General features: G+C 52.1%; 14 protein-coding genes. 6 read left to right on the top strand and 8 right to left on the bottom strand.

Annotated features, from left to right (window positions below):
- A complete protein-coding gene (locus DHN55_RS19675) occupies nucleotides 1-1,077 on the top strand; it encodes a tyrosine-type recombinase/integrase (protein ID WP_108883246.1) in 1,077 nt (358 codons plus the stop codon).
- Nucleotides 1,078-1,222: 145 nt separating this feature from the next.
- Here the strand turns inward: DHN55_RS19675 and DHN55_RS19670 are convergent, their stop codons facing one another.
- From DHN55_RS19670 to DHN55_RS22635, 4 genes are all read right to left on the bottom strand, one after another.
- Nucleotides 1,223-1,873, bottom strand: a complete 651-nt coding sequence (locus DHN55_RS19670; RefSeq protein ID WP_337660569.1) for a TIR domain-containing protein — start codon at nucleotides 1,871-1,873, stop codon at nucleotides 1,223-1,225.
- Nucleotides 1,842-2,282, bottom strand: a complete 441-nt coding sequence (locus tag DHN55_RS19665; RefSeq protein ID WP_337660568.1) for a hypothetical protein — start codon at nucleotides 2,280-2,282, stop codon at nucleotides 1,842-1,844. Before DHN55_RS19665 ends, DHN55_RS19670 begins: the two co-directional genes overlap by 32 nt.
- A 963-nt stretch (nucleotides 2,283-3,245) precedes the next feature.
- A complete protein-coding gene (locus DHN55_RS19660) occupies nucleotides 3,246-5,066 on the bottom strand; it encodes a metallophosphoesterase (RefSeq protein ID WP_108883243.1) in 1,821 nt (606 codons plus the stop codon).
- A 91-nt stretch (nucleotides 5,067-5,157) separates the two neighbouring features.
- A complete protein-coding gene (locus tag DHN55_RS22635) occupies nucleotides 5,158-5,748 on the bottom strand; it encodes a poly-gamma-glutamate hydrolase family protein (protein WP_443111142.1) in 591 nt (196 codons plus the stop codon).
- A gap of 210 nt (nucleotides 5,749-5,958) precedes the next feature.
- On the opposite strand from DHN55_RS22635, the gene DHN55_RS19650 reads away from it, so the two are divergent.
- From DHN55_RS19650 to DHN55_RS19640, 3 genes are all read left to right on the top strand, one after another.
- Complete coding sequence (locus tag DHN55_RS19650; RefSeq protein ID WP_337660567.1) at nucleotides 5,959-6,795, top strand: hypothetical protein; 837 nt, start codon at nucleotides 5,959-5,961, stop codon at nucleotides 6,793-6,795.
- A 262-nt stretch (nucleotides 6,796-7,057) separates the two neighbouring features.
- A complete protein-coding gene (locus tag DHN55_RS19645) occupies nucleotides 7,058-7,627 on the top strand; it encodes a restriction endonuclease (protein ID WP_108883240.1) in 570 nt (189 codons plus the stop codon).
- 252 nt (nucleotides 7,628-7,879) lie between these two features.
- The gene (locus DHN55_RS19640; protein ID WP_108883239.1) at nucleotides 7,880-8,383 is read left to right on the top strand and encodes a DinB family protein; all 504 of its coding nucleotides are present in this window, start codon (nucleotides 7,880-7,882) and stop codon (nucleotides 8,381-8,383) included.
- Between the two features lie 379 nt (nucleotides 8,384-8,762).
- On the opposite strand, the gene DHN55_RS19635 is transcribed toward DHN55_RS19640, so the two are convergent.
- Nucleotides 8,763-9,752, bottom strand: a complete 990-nt coding sequence (locus DHN55_RS19635; protein ID WP_337660566.1) for a trypsin-like serine peptidase — start codon at nucleotides 9,750-9,752, stop codon at nucleotides 8,763-8,765.
- Nucleotides 9,753-10,079: 327 nt separating this feature from the next.
- Here DHN55_RS19635 and DHN55_RS19630 point away from each other — a divergent pair, with 327 nt between their 5' ends.
- On the top strand, nucleotides 10,080-13,694 hold the full coding sequence (locus tag DHN55_RS19630) for an SIR2 family protein (protein ID WP_337660565.1): 3,615 nt from the start codon (nucleotides 10,080-10,082) through the stop codon (nucleotides 13,692-13,694).
- A 201-nt stretch (nucleotides 13,695-13,895) separates the two neighbouring features.
- Here the strand turns inward: DHN55_RS19630 and DHN55_RS19625 are convergent, their stop codons facing one another.
- Entirely contained in the window at nucleotides 13,896-15,152 is a 1,257-nt protein-coding gene (locus DHN55_RS19625; protein ID WP_108883236.1) for a tyrosine-type recombinase/integrase, read from the bottom strand.
- A 503-nt stretch (nucleotides 15,153-15,655) separates the two neighbouring features.
- Between DHN55_RS19625 and DHN55_RS19620 the strand changes: the two genes are divergently transcribed.
- The gene (locus tag DHN55_RS19620; protein WP_337660564.1) at nucleotides 15,656-16,579 is read left to right on the top strand and encodes a hypothetical protein; all 924 of its coding nucleotides are present in this window, start codon (nucleotides 15,656-15,658) and stop codon (nucleotides 16,577-16,579) included.
- Nucleotides 16,580-16,653: 74 nt separating this feature from the next.
- On the opposite strand, the gene DHN55_RS19615 is transcribed toward DHN55_RS19620, so the two are convergent.
- Both DHN55_RS19615 and DHN55_RS19610 read right to left on the bottom strand, forming a co-directional pair.
- Nucleotides 16,654-17,562: a hypothetical protein gene (locus tag DHN55_RS19615; protein WP_108883234.1), complete on the bottom strand. Its 909-nt coding sequence runs from the start codon at nucleotides 17,560-17,562 to the stop codon at nucleotides 16,654-16,656.
- 235 nt (nucleotides 17,563-17,797) lie between these two features.
- A complete protein-coding gene (locus DHN55_RS19610; protein WP_108883233.1) occupies nucleotides 17,798-19,636 on the bottom strand; it encodes a BCCT family transporter in 1,839 nt (612 codons plus the stop codon).
- Between the last annotated feature and the right edge of the window lie 3 nt (nucleotides 19,637-19,639).

Raw genomic sequence — 19,639 nt, 5'->3', positions numbered from 1 at the left:
ATGGTGCGAGGTGCGGCGAAGCTTTCTCTCAAGTTTGATAAATGGCCGATTACTGACCGCCAATTGTTCGACAATGCATTTCGAAAGTCCGGTAATCCGTTTGATGATCAGGCGTTGGGCGGACATCTTGCTCCTTCTTCGATTAGGGTTATCCGCCACTCATATGGTCGATGGCTGGGGTGGATAGCCATTCATGATGCAGGGGCAATTGAAAAACAGGCTCACGAACGCGCGAATAGTAAAACCGTGAAACGATATTGTTCACACTTGGCGCTCAGTTGTAACGGCGTGAGTCAGTGTTCCTATGTTGCTCGACTCTATGATGCACTACGCTACATGTACCCAGACGCTGACTGGGGTTGGCTTCGGTCAATTGTAAGCCGGCTTGAGAGTATCGCGGTGCCAGCTTCGCGACCTGCATTGCCGCTGCATGCAAGTCAACTATGGAGTTTTGGTGAGGATATGTTCGACGAAGCCCAATCCAAGATCGCAGATGGTCAATTGAGCAGGACAGGCGAAACCAGGCGGATATGTGAGCTGGGGCGTGACGGTCTGCTGCTGATGTTCCTTGCAATCTACCCATTGCGGAGGACCAGTCTCGCTCGCCTAGTTTTTGGCAGCACAGTCCAGAAGACAGAAACGAGTTGGCAGGTGTCTCTTCCTGCTGAGTATCTTAAGGGTAATAGATCTGAGTATGTTGTTTTGCCTTCCCCGATTGCTCGCAAACTGGGCGCCTACGTTGCAAACATTCACGGGCGGTTTCCGGCGGTTGAAGAACACCTAGCTCTTTGGCCGAGTTGGCGGGGCAGGGCGCTTACTGGGGCTTCTCTGCATCAGATATTCAAACGGCGCCTGAAAGAACACACCGGGCATGACCTGACATTGCATGACGCCAGGCGTATCGCGGCGACATCATTCGCTGTATTCGATCCTGAGAACGTTTCAGTAGCTTCGGACCTACTAGGACACACAGACTTCAAAGTAACTCAGAAGCACTATGTACGAGCTGGAAGCGTGCAGGCAAGTAGGGTATTGAGCCGGGTTGTTGATGAACTGCGACTGTCCAAACTTCGATAGACCTGTTCCCCATCGCAAAGGGCTCGCCGGCCTCAGGATCGGCGCCACATGCAGCCACAACTACGTGCTTGCGGGATCACACGTAGTCCATCTCGACGTAAGAACATTGCAAAAACAAGGGTGGCGATTCAAATGATAGGGCGAGCTATATCCACCCGGGCCTCGGATTGTGATCACGCATCCGCATTGGGCGGCTGAGATCGTAATCGTTTGTCATCCTTGCCTCTGACGCAACCTCGATTAGGAATTCCAGTGCATCCGGATCATTGTAGATCTTAGACCACTGAACAATGGATATGGAAACCCCAGGCTCCAGCATATTGTCGATTATTCTGTCAGGCAAACCCGGGTAGAGAGCTTCGAACTCCGCTGCCGTCCTGACTAGCTGCAACCTTGGCACATGGGGATACAACGTGGATCGCTCCAGAAACGACGACACATAGCCGTTGTCGGGATGATTGTTGCCGAGCATCACAACGAGGATTCCCGATCGCTTGTTAACAGCGCCGTTTATCATGCTGGACTTCAATTCCCAGTCCACATGCTTCCGGTATCGAGTTTCCGTACCCACCAGTAAAACCGTTACCGTCGAATCCCGCAGTTTTTCGTCCCGGATTTTTCGCCTGATGGTTTGTGTCGGCAAGCTGTCAGCAATGTCGCCGGTATTGACGGATCGGTCGATGAATATGTTGTAGACGTTGTTCAACGCGATCAGTGCATCCTTGTAAGCTTGGTCATTGCCATGATGGTAGCTGATGAAGACCTTACGCATTTGGCTGACCTCCAGTTTCGGCACTTAGTTCAAACAGACCGAGGAAATCGCCGAACGCGGCAATAAGGCAACCGATGGCGACGCAGACAATCAAGACTGCCGTCCAGTGTGATGTTGTACGCCACTTGCCGGATACGTTGGGGATCGAATCGTCTCCGATCCGCTTGCCGATCTGGCTCAACACGCGCCCATTTTGCCGGGCTCCGGAGTTGATCCGGAACATGACAAAGCCGATGGTGCCAAGGATCGCTCCCACCAGACCAAAGAACCACCATTGGGAAGGTGCAGACGTTGTCCGCAACACAAACGTTACCGCAGTTCCTAATGCAATCAGCAACTGGAGCATCTGCCATCTTAATCGATCCAAATGCCGAAATGTCTCATATCGCTGCCGATAAATCTCGATGTCGGATTCTGATCCCAATGCCACCAAGCCCGCAAATGTTTCCTTAACGTAATTATATTGTATGTGTTCGGATCAAATACAAGAGACGGGGAGCTTTCAGAGTGATAAACCGTGTCATAAACCAAAGTGCCGCACCAACGTTAACCGGGCGGACTTGATACTTGTAGATAAGCAGAAATAGAGAAGGCCCCGGCCAACAAATGACTGGGGCCTCCGCAACTAGAGATAGCTTGCTGCCGTGACTATGGCTGCTATTCCGAACAGACACGCCGCAACATTTAGCTTTATCTCGACTAATATCGATGCTCGTTTCCGCATTGGAAACTCCTATCGAGTCGCACCGGTACAACCCAAGAGGTTGAATGGAAGCATTTTGTTCACGCCCTGGCTGGCGCTAGATTGCGTTGCATCGCGAATGCCGCACAATCATTCGGCAGGAAACCATCAGGTGGTCTCAATGAGAGACGCTATCCGATGCCTGCCTTAGCCTTCTGTAACCGCCAGAAGACACAGGACCGGTTAAATCCTATCAAGATAGCAGATAGCCAATTCAGGCTGCATTCTCACTGATCCAAGTCTGCTAAGTCGGGTGGGGTGATTATAGACCACTTGTTGAGTCGTGCAGGCTCACGCAAGCAAGAAGCTAGGCAACAGATTGGATACTTTGCCAGCGGTGTAACAGACAGCCTCAAGCCTAGAGTCTTTAAGGCACAGACAAGGGTTGCAAACTTCGGGTCTCCTGGATCGGGCGGCACCGAAATTTCCAGCTCAGTGGCCATTGGTTTCTGGCGAAATTCGGCCCTTAGCGGACGTTCAACAGAACTCCGGTCTTCGCGGTTGCAGCGAACCAAAGCGGGCATCGGTGCAAAGGGCAAAATCCGACCGGTCGTGGACGGCAGAAATGTACCAAAAGCTATCGTGTAAACTGAAAAACCTCACGAACAGGCACAAAAAAAGACCTACCTTTTGCCACCAACATGATTCCACCGACTATGAAATCTCAAGTGGGCCTTCAATTAGCCTGTGTGACAGCGGGGATTTGGGGATGACCCAAGATCCTTTGCGTTTCGTACCGGTGCTTTTGTTCAACTCCCACTGATTGTCTTTTGGAACGGTGTCCATTCCAATCGGATACACTGTTAGCTTGTCGCCCTTGACGCGTATTCGAACAAAGTTCTTATACGTATCCATGCTCATATTGCTGAATGCGTCATTCGGATGGCAACCTAATATACGACAAGTAACAAGAAGGTAGACTCCGAAGATGGTGCCTGCGATCAAGCCACCGATTGTGATCATCGATCCAGCAAAGTAGAAATTGAACGACCAACTCCAGAACTTCAGCCCGATATCTTTTATCCCAAGCCAGTACACGAAGCTCGTCAACAGCGTGAGTGCAACTATGTGGGGTACGGTGTGCGACGCGGCTAACAACAGTTTGCGGATTTTGGGAGAGCTGTTCCGCCAATAGATTTTACCTTTGTTGATCCAAATTCGACTGTCGGCATATCCCCAAAATACGATTCCATAAAACAGCAGAGCGGCGATCCAGAAGGGATTTGTGAAAATATCGGTTAACGTCGACATCTCGTTCCACATTACCATCAACATACCCAAAATTGCATAGCTTAGTCCCAGAACAGCCGAGAACTTCCGATTTCTCAGAGCGAACCAAAGATTGGGCCAAAGAAGTTGCCTACTCTTGCTCTGCGACGGATAACACGCAGCCGAATGTTCTGAGCCGTTCAAAGAACTCGATGGGGCAGAACTTGTGCTGTCAACAATTTGAGCCTGGCGAATAGTGTCCATCTTCCGAAACCACCATGCTTTAACCCCCATCTCTGCGGGTAGGTGATGGGTCGGATGCAAGAATGCACCTCCTCCTCCGGCCGTTATGAACTGCGTACCCTGTTTTTCGGCGAAATAGCGGCTGTAGTGATGGGTATCACCGGAAAGTACGAGCGGGATCTCAATGTCTCTGTTTGCTTCCCGAGCAATCGTGGCGTAGTGCCCTAAGCTGCCGTACGCGCGGTGGTACTTGATCTCATCACCGTGAACCTGGTTGTATTGCCAACCGGGAGCCGCGGTGCAGATTATGAGTTTTGACGATTGCGGCATCTCATTTGCAATTGCTCTAAAATATTCATCTTGAGGCTGATCGACGTCTTCGCTGAGACCTATATCCACGCCCCATAACCACCACTTGTGACTTAATTGAAGCGCGAAATAACTTCTGCTTTGTGGCACACGCCAATGCCCCACCTTTTGGCGCTCTCGCTTGCAAAAAAATGCCAAGAACAACGTGAGACCATCATACCAATCGTGGTTTCCTGGAACCACATAGAGCAGTGGGTGCTCTTTTTCAGCAACATCTTCTTGATCTGGCATCGCCCACGAAAACGGATCAAAGAACCGTTCGTTGTAGGTCGATCGCGCTGCATCTGGATACACCTGGTCGCCGCCCATCACCAACAGACTGCCGCGCTCGGTTTGGTGTTGGTCAAGTTCTAATGAATCTTGAGCAAGCGAATACGCCACCGAAAATGTTGAATTAAACCCGTCACCTGTGTCAGCCGCATAATCGAACCAAATTGCCTCATCCTCATCCTTTTTGAGGCACGCTCGAATGTCTGACCGACAGAGATACTCGCTAACTTTGGCCGGATCGAGTGCGGCGTGCACCAGTCTGCGATCTCCGTATTCACCGAATACCTTAGAGATGATGACCGGATATAACACCTTGACGAGTACACTTGGATCAAACCATCGCACCATTTGTTTTCGGTTTTTGAAGCGTTCTTCGTCGAGCATCGTACTTGGCCTTGCGTTAGATGAATCGAACTACAATACTCTGATCAGAATAGTACGGCTGTGTCTACTTCCGGCCCTTAGCCGATGTTCATTAGGTAAGCTCTAACATTGATTCCCTGAGTTCAGTTGAGAGATTACGGAGTTGATCATCGTTTTCGAGGAGCTCGTCTCGAAGCGATCTTGGAATCTCTAGCTGGACGCCTCTTGCACTAATGCCTCGATTGCAAATGTTGTTTGAGTGCTTTCCAGCAAGGCTCTTGCTTTGAATCTGACATTTGAACCCTGCTGACTGGAGGCGAGACAGGAGCACTTCATGAGCAGAAGTGTCTCGGCCGCCAATCCAAATTGTTTGGGTGTCGCGCCTGTCTGCGCGTCCATGTATCGCCAGCACTCGCATAGACTTACTCACGGCCCAAAGAGCTTGTGGCTCATCATACTTGTGAGACGTCACGTGAAGTTCATGATGTTCCAGTCCCGGTCTAATGCCTTCGAATAGATAAAGAGATAGGTGTTTGGAAGCAATGCTGCGTGCGATCTCAGACGTGCCACGTTCAATTCTCCCGCCGTGTGGAGCCATGATCAAGTTTTCGGAGCCTCGGTCCAGCAATTCAATTCGATAATCGACTCCCTCTACTTCCTTGGCCAAAAGCTCAGTGAAGCTCGAGTAAATGTCCTTCGGCATGCTCACATTACTCCTGTGTTCCGGACAATAGCGCTGGCCGAACGGTTCAATACATACGGAATGTGTAAACATTACAGGTGCGTATTCGGATGTGCTGGTGCACCGTGCCACCTGAATGACCTTATGGTATGTATCAAGACTGGTCATAGCAAGCAATTGTAAGGGGCTTACACCTCCTAATGTGTCGCTTATGGTTTTGATGAGATAAACGTGAATTTGACTGATCATAAGAGACGGGTCGATCGTCTTCTGCGTGGAGAGCGGAACGTTACGGATCTCGATCGGCTGTTCACGGATCTGCGCTTTTCAGACTCCGTTCGACCTACTGTCCGAGAAGTTGGCGACTTCTCTGCTCATCGTAGCGAACGTGACAAAGGGATCGTGATGAAACGCGCAGCGGAAATGCAAGTAAGCGCTCGAGCTTGGTTTGCGCAGATGAGCGGCCACATTCCTACACTCGAAGAGGCGCAAAAGATTGCCAAAGCGAACCTAAAGATCGCTCCGGACGACCGGATCATGAACGCGCTAGGGATGACGCGGCAGCAGGCGCGCTCCCACTTTAAACAGGCGTCGAAGAAACTTGCCAACGGTCGCAGACCAAAAGGTCGACAAGAAGCCGCTTTCAATTGGTTGGCAGGCACGTTCGTCTGGGAGACCGCCTTCAGCGATGACGAGCTTATGGAAGACCTCACCAGTACGCTTATCGATGGGAGGGCGCTGGATGATACGGATAAAGAGGCATTCTTAGAGTGCAAAGCTTTTGTGACGCTATATGCGCTGACCGTCATGCACATGTCCCGCCTGCTTCTCTCCGATGGAAGTACGGCACCTCTCCGCCTAATGATAAGGGAGGAGACCGGTACTCTGAGGATCAAGGCAAACATACCTGTGGCCAATGTCGGCAATCCAGTGACCTGTTCTGTAAGTGTCTTCGAAACTCACTTGGATGCCGATACACACAGTGAAATTCGGCCCGAGGTCGCAGATTATAGGTCCGAAGTGCCGATTGAAATTGGGCCAAACACGGTGATTGTGGAGTTAGTTTAGGGCCAATTACGCCGCAGCACTTGCAAGGTAGTTTCCGACATGGGTCCAAGGCCCATTTGTGGGTCGCGACTGCCCCTCGACGACGCAAGCTCTCGCGTAACCAACGGCCCGTAGCTGCCATTCTCAAGATCAGGCTTGTCAGAGGAGGTTTCTGAGAAGTAGACATCATAAACAGCGCTATGAACTGATGTAGAGACACAAGATTTAAAAGGCTGACATCTTAGAGAATTGAATACCAATTCAGCAAACCGGGGAATCATGAATGAATAAAGAACAACTTTGGATGCCCAGTGAACCAGCTGAAATCACGCCCGAGGAGTATGAGCGACAGGTTGTTCGATGGCTCAAAGAAACTGAGGGTTCACTTTCGAGTTTCAATGTCGACCATTTGGAAAAAATGACGGGGACATCTGGGGAGTTCACCATCGACGCCGTTGCACGTTTTCAGATCTTTGATGGTGCCGAGCTAACCATCTTGATAGAGTGTAAGCGGCTAAAACGCCCCGTTGAACGAGAAGTACTAATGGCGCTCCACTCGAAGTTGCGAGACGTTGGCGCTCATAAGGCGATGGTATTTTCGACATCTGGCTTTCAAAGTGGTGCAATTGACTATGCAACTGTCCATGGAATCGCTGCCATTGCCTTCGTCGACGGGAAATACACTTACTTTACGAAAAGTGCTGAGCCTATCTCTGATGCATCACTTCCACCGGGGATTCCAAAATTCGCAGGATTTATGGTGGCCCGAAATGAAAACCGAACGACGATTTGCACCATTTCTGATGGATATGTTGATGCCCTCACTACTTGGTTGCGGTCGTCACACGCATAATTCCCAACTCTGCAGATTGGGGTAGTGGAAGGTCTTTGCGGTTGCGGCCCATAGCTGCCGTTCAGCGATCACAGAACAATTGCCGCAAAGCAGTCATTCGGTGCAGTGCGAGAAAAGTTGGTGAGTCAGAAGTCGGCTTTGCGGACAAAGTGAAGCTTCGCTGCAGTTTGCTCCAATGTCTGCCTCGGTAACTTTGAAAGAAACACTTTTTATGGGCTTGTAGCTTCGATCAAATCTGGTAAGGAACTCGCCATGAATTTCGTCCAAAAGATGTGCCGCTATAAGGCATGGGCAAACGCAAAAACCTTCACCGCGCTGGCCTCCTTAGATCAAGATGAAATCTACAAGCCAAGGCAGAGTTGTTTTGCGTCGATCCTGTCGACACTTGCCCACAACTACGTCATCGACGACATTTTCCGTGCGCATCTCGACGGAAAACAACATCAGTATCGGGCGAAGAATACGGAGCAATCAACAACGCTGGCGGAGCTTCGGTCGAGGGTCGAAGATATGGATACCTGGTGGATCGACTACGCGGACCAGCTAGATAATGACAGCGCGGACAAGGTGGTCAACTTCACTTTTGTTGATGGTTCGAAGGGCGCAATGACTCGGCAAGAGATGGTGCTTCATACGGTAAACCACTCAACATACCATCGAGGTTATATTGACGAGATGTTGTATTCGATCTCAGTCGTGCCACCAACGACTGACTACCCCGCATTCGCGCCGGTCGTCGGGTTATCTAGAGATTGAGGGAACGTCACACCGGCGCTTTTGAGTCGACAAAACTATCATGAGACCGAAAGCGGACATTCGTGCGCCCCGCAGCATTGGTCCATTTGGGCTTGATGCTGCCTTTTGCGGTGCGCCAGAAACACTGAAACCGATAACCCAATTGATTTCACTATCGGCCCTTTCTTGCCATTCGCGTTGGCCGACCGTTGTGCGAAGCAGTAGACCTAAGCAGCCGTTTGGTTTTTCACTTCACATGCGAAGATGCCGATGCCTGTTTTGTGCTGCAAATCGCTGTGCAGGAAAACGACTTCGAAAGCCCAATTTTGGGGTAATAGTAAACCGTCTCATTTGATTTGAACACATCCAGTTTTGCTGGATAAACGTCCAAGTATGGCACTTAGTGAGGATTTTGAAGTGATCGAGCGAAACGATCTACGATCGATGCACGCTTTAGGTGCGTAGCCGCATCTATGGCTTCCAGATGTACCCCAAGGACTTTTCCGTCGCTAACCGCAATCACTGGGGCTCCGGCACTGCCGCCTTCCGATTTGCATCGGAAGGTCATGTAGTGGTCCGAATCTGAGGATGGTGTTTGCACCAAGCAATTCTCATCACTTACTTTTAGTGGGCCTCCGCTTGGATGATGCACCATAAAAACTTTCTCATTGGCCTTAGGCAGTCGCGTTTCGAGCTTCAACCTACTAATTGAACTGGGCGGGCTCTGTTCCAGCCTTAACACGGCGACTTGGGTAGATTTTTCAATTTTCACAACTTCCTTGATCTTGTAGGTATCGCCTAACTCTTTGGATGAATAGTATCCCAAGCGAAATCCCCACAGATCTGATAGTTTTTCTTCAACACAGACGCTCGCGGTTATGATCAGATCGTCATCGTACAGCCAAGCAGTGCAATACGTAAGATTCGCAATCAAGAAACCTACTGATTGAATTGCCGTTCTGTATCTCACGGTTTGCAAAGTTGAGAGTTGATTTGGAGATTGGTAGTCGCCTGGAAGCTCGGTGAGTGCTCGTCGTTCAATGATCACTTCTTTCGTCTTGGGTGGAAGTTTCACATCAGAGTAACGATTGATCACATCAGCTGCCCACGTTCGTACACTTCTGGTGTCCTCAGATGGATCAGGCGTTTCTTTTAATATATCAATGGCCAACGTTATCATCTTTGATTGCGTTTCTTGTGACTTTAGCGCCAGGTTTACGAAGTATCCGGAGAGTCCAAGGACAACAGGAACAGCGATTGCGGCCACCCAGTTGGCGATGACTTTCGCCTTGTCCCAACTGCTTGCTGATTTTTGCTCTGGCGGCTCTGACAGCTTTTGGTCGATTGTGTCTGCCAATTTTCCCAAGGCCTGTTGCAGGTCGTCGTTCAATTTACTCTCCATGAGCCAAATGCGTCGATACACTGATGTGTTGATAAGAACAGCCTAACATTCGCATCGCCACTGCAAAAGTGATGCGAAATGGAAACAGAATACGACAGAAATTCAGAGCGCTCTAACCTCGCGGCACTTCTTCTTAGGGGCATTTTCATACGTATACGCGCCCAGTACTCACACTCATAATCGGCCCAATGTTGCCGTTCCTGCGCCCTTTACATGCTGCATTGCATCTCGCCAAAATGAACACGCGCTTCCAACGCATCAAGATCATACTATAGATTTCCAATTTCAATGCTCCGAAAGCAAGGTATCCGTATCGTGCCCCTACGTTTTTCTAAAGAAGGCCCGGCATTCCCTTCCCAGCTGGTGGATGCACTATTGGTGGGAGAAGTAGTTTTTCTGTGTGGCGCGGGTGTAAGTGCGCCACAGCTTCCTGACTTTGGCGGATTGGTTAAATCGTGCTTCGCTGACCTAAACGTTCAAATGAACCCTTCAGAACAGCATGCATTCGGGAATGATCGTTACGAAGAGGTGTTGGGTTCACTCAGCCGCCGGATTGTCGACCCAACCCATATGATACGGACTGTTGTTAAACTCCTGCAACCTCCAATGGATTTGAATCTCGACAATCACCACACAATATTGAGGCTTTCACGGAACATTGAAAACAAGCCAACCATCGTCACAACCAACTTTGATACGTTGATCGAGAGAGCTTTGCTTGAAAAAGCTGAACCTGAGGGAATCAGATCGCTCAGCTCTGCTGGACAAGACCTACCACCCCCAGGAAGTTCCGATTTCGGTGGTATAATTCATCTTCATGGTCGGATCGCAGACGAAGATCTTGATCTGGAGGAGACGGCATTGGTCGTGACCAGCGCTGATTACGGAGATGCTTACATGCGCTCCGGTTGGGCATCTCGGTTTCTCTTTGATCTCTGTCGTAGCAAGACAATAGTTCTTGTTGGTTATAGTGCTGGCGATGCGCCATTTCGTTACTTCTTAAATGTCTTGGAGGCTGATCGACAGCGGTTTCCGGACCTGCGTCCGGTCTATGCATTGGATGCAGTAGATGACCGAGATGGGCATGACGTCAGGTGGTCAACTTTGGCAGTTGAACCAATCCCTTATGAATACGTGCCGGATCCTGCAACTGGTCGAAACAGCCACTCAGCAATGTGGCGAGACCTTGGAAAATTGGCTGACGTGGTAGAGCGACCGCGATCAACACGTCGCACATGGGCTCAGGAGATTCTTGTGAAGTCCCACGACAGAGTCAGCCAGGAAGAGCTTGATCGCGTCAAATGGCTATTCGCTGATCATCGCGACCTGTGGTCAATAGCTACAACGGCAATTGTTGATCCCGAGTGGTTCCACTTTTTCGTACAGCATGAACTTTGGACCGATCGTGACGCGGCCTGGGTTGTAGCAGCTTGGATAGCTCGCGATTTTCAGTCTGCTGATCGTTTCAATCTGGCTGTTTCCTTGCGGGCTCGACTCAGGACACCATTTGCCGACGAATTAGATCGCCGGTTGGGGCAGGCAATGGATATACCGGCGCTATGGATGCGCGCATGGCGATTGCTGTCGAAGAGTTTGTTAGAGTCGATGTTGGATACAGATATGCGCATGTACTCTGTGGAACAAAGACTGCGCGCTTCATTGGTTCTCAACCTGGATATTCAAGAAGCCGTGGAGCTTCTGACTCCAACTCTGAAGATTGAACCAAATCGAAGCCACCTTTACGGAGAGTCAATACCAGACCCCCCGTCGAAGCTATCCGATCTCGCGTGGCTGAGTTTTGCAATTCAGGACAGAGATGGAGCAGCGGAACTTGTCGATTCGCTAGTCGAAGTGTCGAAGCCAAACATGATCATCCGTATGGCCACAGCAAAGTTACACGCGGTCATCCAACAAGCTATCGATGCTGAGTGCATAGCAGAAGATTACGACAGCATTGGTTCCTCGGTGCCGTCGATAGAACCACACGAGCAGAATGAGCATCGCGACGGGCCCATTTTTCTTATTGAGCTTATTGCGCGGCTCATTAAGACAGCCACAACAGACGATCGAGAAGCAGTCCGCAGTCTGGCGGAATCGTGGAGGCAACTGCCAGGTATCCTAGGGCTGAGACTGTGGCTACATTCACTTCGGGAGCCGAAACTCTATTCCTCTGATGACGCGATGGTCGGGCTGGAAGCGCTTTCTCTGAGTATCTTCTGGTCGCTGAAACGGGAGATAGCACTCTTGCTTTTGAGCCGCGCCCGTGACGCCGATCGCAACTTGGTAATGAAAATAGAACGCCGTATTCTCTCTGAAGGTGGCAAATTTTATGAGCGCTTTCAAGTCGAAGAAGGGCAGGTCGATTGGCGCGAGCATGCACGTGACTCCGCAGTCTGGCTCCGTCTAGAGATGTTGCGGCAAGCTGAAGCTATTTCTGATGCCGGACGAGCGGAACTTACTGCGATAAAGGAGCGCAGAGACTACCTTGAACGCGACGTGGAAGATCGAGATTTCTTCAGTTCTTACTCACACGGTGTCCGATCTGTCGTCGGTGACGCTCAGCCCATCATAGAAGCAGAGGACGAGCAACGGCTGGAAGTCGCACACCAAGCCATTCGTAGCCAAGACATCGACAAGCAAGAAGGGTGGTGGGCGTATTGCCACACCGACCCAAGAGGAGCGTTTGATACGTTGAGCAAGGCTCCTCTTGACGAAGTCAATGCGCTTCTCTGGCGTGACTTCGTCAATTCCCTTGCATCAACGAAAAAGAACTTGGATACAACCACACGCGATCTAATAATTGAAACGTTCAGAATACTTGGAACTGCCTCGGATGATTTTCTCGCTGCCATCATTCGGCAACTCGTTGACCTTTTCACAAAAGCGCCTCGTGAAGAATTGCCAGACACCGAAGGCTGGTGGTCAAGGCTCTTCGCCATCGCCGTCGCTCATGACAATGAGCCGATAAACGGAGATCGTAACCTCTACAACGCAGCAATCAATTTGCCGGGTGGAAAGCTTACAGAAGCCGCGCTGATAGATATAGAAACCGTCAGAAAGAGTAGCGCTGGTGTGCCGCCAGGATTTGTTGCTGCAATCACAACCGCAGCAACAGCGAGTGGGCGGCAAGGCACCATGGCGCGTGCCACATTAATCCGTCACATCAGCTTCGTGATGAGTATAGAAGGACAGAACGTGGTCTCTGCTCTGAACAAAGCTCTGTCAGGCGATACGCCTGAAGCGGTTGGCCTGCGGGCCGTATTGGTTGGCCATGGGCACATCTCGCCGAAGGCTCACAAAACATTCTCGAACGCCATCAAGCTAGGTCTGAAAGATTTGGACGGCAATAGGTCCGATGCAATCGCTGCGGCAGCAAACCTCCTGTCTCCGGCACTGTCATTGATCCGCAATGAGTCGTCACCTGAGGATTGGGGGCTTTCCTTGGATGATGTTGCCGACATCCTAAGAAGCGGGTCTTCGGGACTCAGAGTAGGTGCCTCAGACGTCCTGCGCCAGTGGGTCGTGAAAATTGAGGGGGGACCAGAACAGGCTTGGCGAAATGCAATCGGCCCTCTCCTTGAAAGGGTTTGGCCGCGCGAACGTACCCTGCGCAAAAGTGGTCTGACACGTCACTTCACCGAACTTGCGGTCAATTCAGGAGAAGCGTTTCCAGAGGCTTTTGAACAATTGAGGCCTTATCTCATGCGACTTGAGCAAACCGGCGGAGTGTTTCCAATCAAGCGATCAAAAGCTCCAGAAGATTTTCCACACGAAACCCTCGGCCTATTGTGGTGCCTCTTTGGACCAGGCCATGTTGGAAATCTTAGTGGCGTACCGGAGATTCTAGAGCGTTTGATAAAAGCGGACCCCAAGATTGAACTCGATCGGCGCCTTCAATGGTTAGATCAAAATGCAACACACTACGATTAATACTGCCTGCGCTTCCGCGTGAAATGGGAATTTTGCAATTTAATAAAGAAGAATCGGCATCGGTGACCGAACTTCGAACGTCCGCTATGAATGGAAACCGCAATCGAGTTTGCACCTGCGACGAACGTCCGCTTCCCGCCCAACTCTGCCGTTCCGAGAGGCGCGGTGAGTAGTCAACAAAGGCACGAATGTCTTCTCCGGCTACGGCATCGATTTTGTTGATCCGTTCGCAATTGCTCTTCCCACCAACTCGTTCGCCTCGATGATTGGATGATCAGCTAAGTGGGCATAGCGGGCAGTAGTCTGAGTGGATGCATGGCCTAACAATTTTCCAATCATGGGTAGCGAAAGGCCATTGCTGACTGCGACGCTTGCGAAACTGTGCCTGAGATCATGAATACGGAGGTCCTTCAAGTCGGCCTTCTGACAGATTATGCGCCAGGGTCGGCGAATATCGGTCATCATGTTTCCCGGTTTCTGTCCCCGGACTACATATATGTTACCAGGCATCGGCTGGATTTTTTCCAGCAGTTCCAATACTGGTGCACTTAGATAAATGGTCTTCTGACCCGTCTTGCTGTCTGGGAGCAGAATCAATCTCCTTTCCCAGTCAACGTAGTCCCACTTCAAGGTCAAAACTTCGCTCAACCGGGCTCCCGTCAACATCAACAATCTAATTGCATTTGCAGCGTCATGCGAAACGGCACCGCGTTGCTCCTCCACGCAGATGGCTTCTCCTAGTCTTCGAAGTTCGGAGGAACTCAAATAGCGCTCACGCTTGTGCTCCCTGTAGCGCTTTATGTGGCGGCAAGGATTGCTGTGGTCTGGTCTAATTCCGTTCGCCTCACACCAGTTGAAGAACTTCGATAACGCCGAAAGGGCGCGGTTGGCAGAAATAGGTGTATTGGCCATGTCCCGATGTAGCTTGGTCACGTCGCGCCGCTCGATCTCAGTTACCTTTAGCCCTTTGAAACAGGGCGTGAAGACTTTGGTTCCAAAGCGATGATATTGTGCTGCTGATTTCGGCTTCAGTTTAATGGCATGATCGTCCAAAAATTCGTCGTAAGCTTGGATGAAAGTGGGAACTCGCCGCGCCGATTGTCGTTCGCTGGACGGATCCTGACCCAACTGTGCCATGGCCAGGATACGCTGACCCTCTGCTCGGGCTTGTTCAACAGTGAGTTTCCCGAAGCGGCCAATACTGTATCGACGTTGCTGCCGGCCGGAGACGCGGAATTGGCAAAGGAAGGACATTGCACCCGTGGGGGAAACGCGCAATCCAAAACCCGGAAGGGCACTATCCCAAATGAATTGATCATGACCATCCGGTACGATTTGATTGATGAAGCTTTTGGTTATTCGTGGCATCCGAACCTCCGAAAACTGGAAGCAATTTGGAAGCAGCGCGGAGGCATTTGGAAGCAATTTGGAAGCAATCGCAATGAAACCGTCTGCCATCAGGTGCTAATCATAGCGCACATAAATGTTTTTAAAACAAGTGCTTAGTCATTCACTGCGATCGTGAGACATCGCCTGAGTTCGGTTCATGTTTGGTCTCTTAATCAGACGGTCCCGGGTTCGAATCCCTGTGCGCCCACCAAATTTTCCAATTAAATCAATAACTCGTAGAATTCACATAAACCATCATGCGAGTGCTGGCTGGCCCGGGCATCGGGTTGGTTCTCTATGAACAGTGATTGAATTTGCAGCTAGCAGCGCGTTCCGCCCCGGGCAGGGTTTGCTAGTTCAGCAACTTGACGACCTGCCTTGCGTAGTTCGTTGGCCGATGAAACCTGTCGGGGCACGCCGATCTGGCGGGAATGGTCGCCAATCAGGAAGTGTGGCAAAAATGTCACAGTTTTGAAAAATCGGTGTGGATAAAGAAGTTACCTATGTTCGGGTCAGTGTATTGCGGTTAGTTTATGACCGAATTCGAATCGAATACGTTTGAGGCAACCAGCATGAAAAAACTCACGGCAACATCAATTATGGCACTCGCACTTGCCATGTCGGCGCAGTCCGCGTCGGCGGCAGACTACGACGCGCAGATTCAACAGCTGGTTGTTTCCGGTATCGTTGACAGCTGGAACGGCTACACATTCATCGGCAACCAGGGGGGGGCTAACGCAGACGTCGATCCGGATAGCTATTTCTCTTCCGGGCTGAGCGGACGCCTGAGCCTGCCGCTGGGCGAAAATCTGACGATCCAGATGGATGGTGATCTGGAGTACACGGACAACGCGTTCGATGAAGACGGTGACGATGCGTTTGACTATTCCGGCCAGTTGGGTGCGCACTTGACCTACCGCGATCCCGGCATGGGTGCGTTTGGCGCCTTCGGGGCATTTGGCGCCGGGCGCGGCGATGATCAAAGGAACGATTTCGTAGCGGTTGGCGGTGAGGCACAGCTGTATCTCAACGACCTGACATTCTATGTGCAGGCCGGTTATCTGGATGGTTATGTTCAGGATGCTGATAGGGAAGACGCGTTTCATGATGCAGTGTTTGTGCGTGGCGTGGCACGGTGGTTCATGACGCCGGACAGCCGCCTGCAGGCACAGGTGGCCTATGTAGACGGACATCAGGACACGGGCGACTCCTATGAAATGGACATTGTCGAATGGGGTGTGCGCTACGATATGATTCTGGCCGGTCTGCCGGTTATCGGCGACACACCGGTTTATGTCGGTTATCGCGGCGCAAGGTTCGACAATGAGGGAGCTGGACCCGGCGCTGATGATGGTCAATACACTGAACACACCATCATGGTTGGTACCACTTATGCCTTCGGCGGTAATTCCATGCGCGAATTTGACCGCGTCGGGGCAACGCTTGACCTGCCGAACTTCGGTCGCTGGGTTGCATCAGGCCAGAGTCTGGACTGATCCGATCTGGGGGTTATCAAGGAATAGAGGGCGTCGCGCATTGCGGCGCCTTTTTTCTTGTGCCAGGTGTCCGGTCAGGGCTGCTTTGCAGTTACCTTTGCGTCTGTCTTGGTGATGGAATCTCCCCACTCCTTGATGCTGTCCTGCAATCCGGTGATGGCGGCCTGGGCCTTGTTGGCTTCCGCGGCGTTGCCAGCGTTTACGGCTTTTGCCTTGCGCGCCTGCTGAACCCTGAGGTCTGCCTTAAGTGCCTTGATGTACTCGTACACATTGGCGCGGATGATCCACCAGGCATGTTCCCTGTCGTCAGCGTCGGCATAATCTCTGAGTTTCTCGAGTGGTTTGAGCGCTTCCGCCAGCTTGTCATCTGCCGTCTCCAGGTTTTTCTCTACGGCCGCAATTTGTTGCTGGTTCTGTGGCGTCGATGGTTTCTTCTCCAGTTTTTCCAGTTTGACCTCCAGTCGCTTGACATCCCTTTCAAGCGGCTTGATGCGATCATCATACATTTTCTGCTTCAGGCCGTAGCAGTAACCCAGGTCTCCTGCATTGGCATTAGCTACCAGCCATGGGTTGGACCCCCAGGCGAACGATGCCAGGAGCGGGCCCCACCACAGCGCACCGGCATGCAGGGCAGACAGGTACGCCACCGATACCTTCACACTGGTGGACGGCGGCGATTTTGTAAGCCAGTCCGGCCGCAGCCCGGACTGCATGAGTGCCTCCATCGACTTCGGGTCAAGCCCGGCAATCTCGCCAAGCTCGGAATACCGGGTGAGGGCGCCTACCTTGCCGCGCCGTTCCAGAATGCCGGCGGCGGCCTGGCCCGCGTCAGCCACGAACTCTTTCAGGGCGGCAGCCAGCGATGCGTCAGTGTGTTGCGGATCGTTGAGGAACATCAGAACATCAAGATCGGCCTGCAGTTCCGCCGCGGTGGCGATATTTGCCAGTGGATCAAGTTCGTCTTTGAAATCCGGTTCGGGCATGGCGAGGTCCTTTCACATTGCAGGTGTCAGGGCTCCAGCCGTCTGGTTGCGTGATTTCGGCAGGGGCCGGAAATTTGTGCGCGTTACTTTTATCATTAAACTGACGTTACGGCCAGTTTGCTGGATGCGCTTGCGCGTTGGGCAGCCGCCAGACTGTTTACGCGAGTGGTGCAAACACAAAAAAGCCCCCGCTGGGTGAACAGCGGGGGCCGGTAGTGCGGCAGGTCAGTCTTGCTTACTCAGCCGGGGCTGCCTCGCTGGCTGCTGCGTGCTTGTCCCGCTGACCGTCACGATAAAGCGCTTTGGTCAGTGATACGCACATCAGGCCCATGACCATGGTGAACGGCAGCGCGCCGATGATCATGGCGCTTTTCAGGGCCTCCATCGGGTCGGCTCCGCCATTGGTCTTGCCTGCAACCAGCAGTGTGCCGATCACCAGCGTCAGGATGACACCCCACACGATGCGGTGCTTGATGCCGGTTTCCTGCTCGCCGCCGGACATGATGGTGTTCATCACCAGGATGCCGGAGTCAGCCGAGGTCACCAGGAATGTCATGATCAGCACGACACACATGATGGTGATGGCCGACAGGAAGCCGCCGGATATCATCTGGCCGAGGGTGACGAACAGCTTGGCTGTGTTGGACGCGGCTATGATCGCGCCATTGGCATCACCGGTCAGTTCCAGGTCGATTGCCGTGCCGCCCAGAATGGTCATCCAGGCAAAGCACACCAGCGACGGTGCAATGACACAGCCGAGGATGAACTCACGAACCGTGCGGCCCTTCGAGATGCGGGCAAGGAACAGGCCGACGAACGGCGAGAATGCAATCCACCATGCCCAGTAGAAGGTGGTCCAGCCGGACTGCCAGCCGAACTGGCGGCCCTGTTCGCCAGCGCTGTAAGCGGCAGCCTGAACTTCAGGTGCGAGCGCGGCTGCTGATCCTGTGAGACCCTTCTGGAAACCGTCCAGTGATCCCCAGGCATTGGTGGCACCGCCATAAAGCTCACTGGCAGCCGCCTTGGCTTCCGCAGGCAGCGCTGCTGCATAAGCGTCAGCCGACTGCGGACCGTATGCGCCGAACGACAGTGACAGGAAGTTCCAGATGTAATCGGCCAGTGCCGTGGCATATGTCGTCATGGCAAACAGGAACGAGCCGAAGATGACGAATGTCGTCAGCAGGATGAGAGACAACACGAGGTTGAGGTTCGACAGGTATTTCACCCCGCGACCCACACCGGAAACTGCCGAGATGATCGACATGCCCATGATGCACACGAGGCCGACGATAAGACCGACGGTTCCGGGCTTGGGTGCGTCACCGGTCAGATCCATCATCCAGTCCATGCCGGTAATGGCGTACATGCCGTCAATGAACTGGCTGACGCCGAAGCCGATGGTGACCGATACGCCCAGGATCGTAGCCACGACACCGAGAACGTCGACGATATGACCGACCGGGCCGTTCAGGAGCTTACCGAACAGCGGCGTCAGCGCCGAGCGGATTGTCAGCGGCATGTCGCGCGTATAGGCATAATAGGCAAGCGACAGGCCGGTCACCACATAGATGGACCAGGCATGAAAACCGTAGTGCAGGAATGTGTACCTGTAGGCGCTGGTCAGCGCTTCCGGGCTGTTGCCCTTTACGGCTCCCGAAACTGTTTCAGGGTTCGATCCCCAAAGCCCGAGCGGTTCAGCGGTGGCAAACACCATCAGGCCAACACCGAGGCCGGCGCCGAACATCATTGAAAACCAGGAGAAATTTGAAAACTCCGGGGCTTCACCGGCGGGGCCCATGAGGCGCCGTCCGGTCTGTGGTAAAATTGCCAGCACCGCCAGGAAAATGGCAAACAGCCCGACAATAACGACGTAGAAGCTGTTGAAGCCCTGCAGCAGGGCCGAGTTGACGCTGCCCAATACGCCATTTGCGTTGGCAGGCCAGACCAGCGCCCATATCACCAGCAGCACCATTGTGAGCTTGCTGATCAGGGCGATGGGTATGCTGTAGCCTTCATAGAAGCCTGCCGGAGATTTCTTGATCTCCAGATCTGTAAAAGGTGGTTTTATAGTCATGTT

It is taken from the genome of Anderseniella sp. Alg231-50 (assembly GCF_900149695.1).
GTDB lineage: Bacteria > Pseudomonadota > Alphaproteobacteria > Rhizobiales > Aestuariivirgaceae > Anderseniella.
This window is presented reverse-complemented; position numbering and strand designations above follow the sequence as displayed.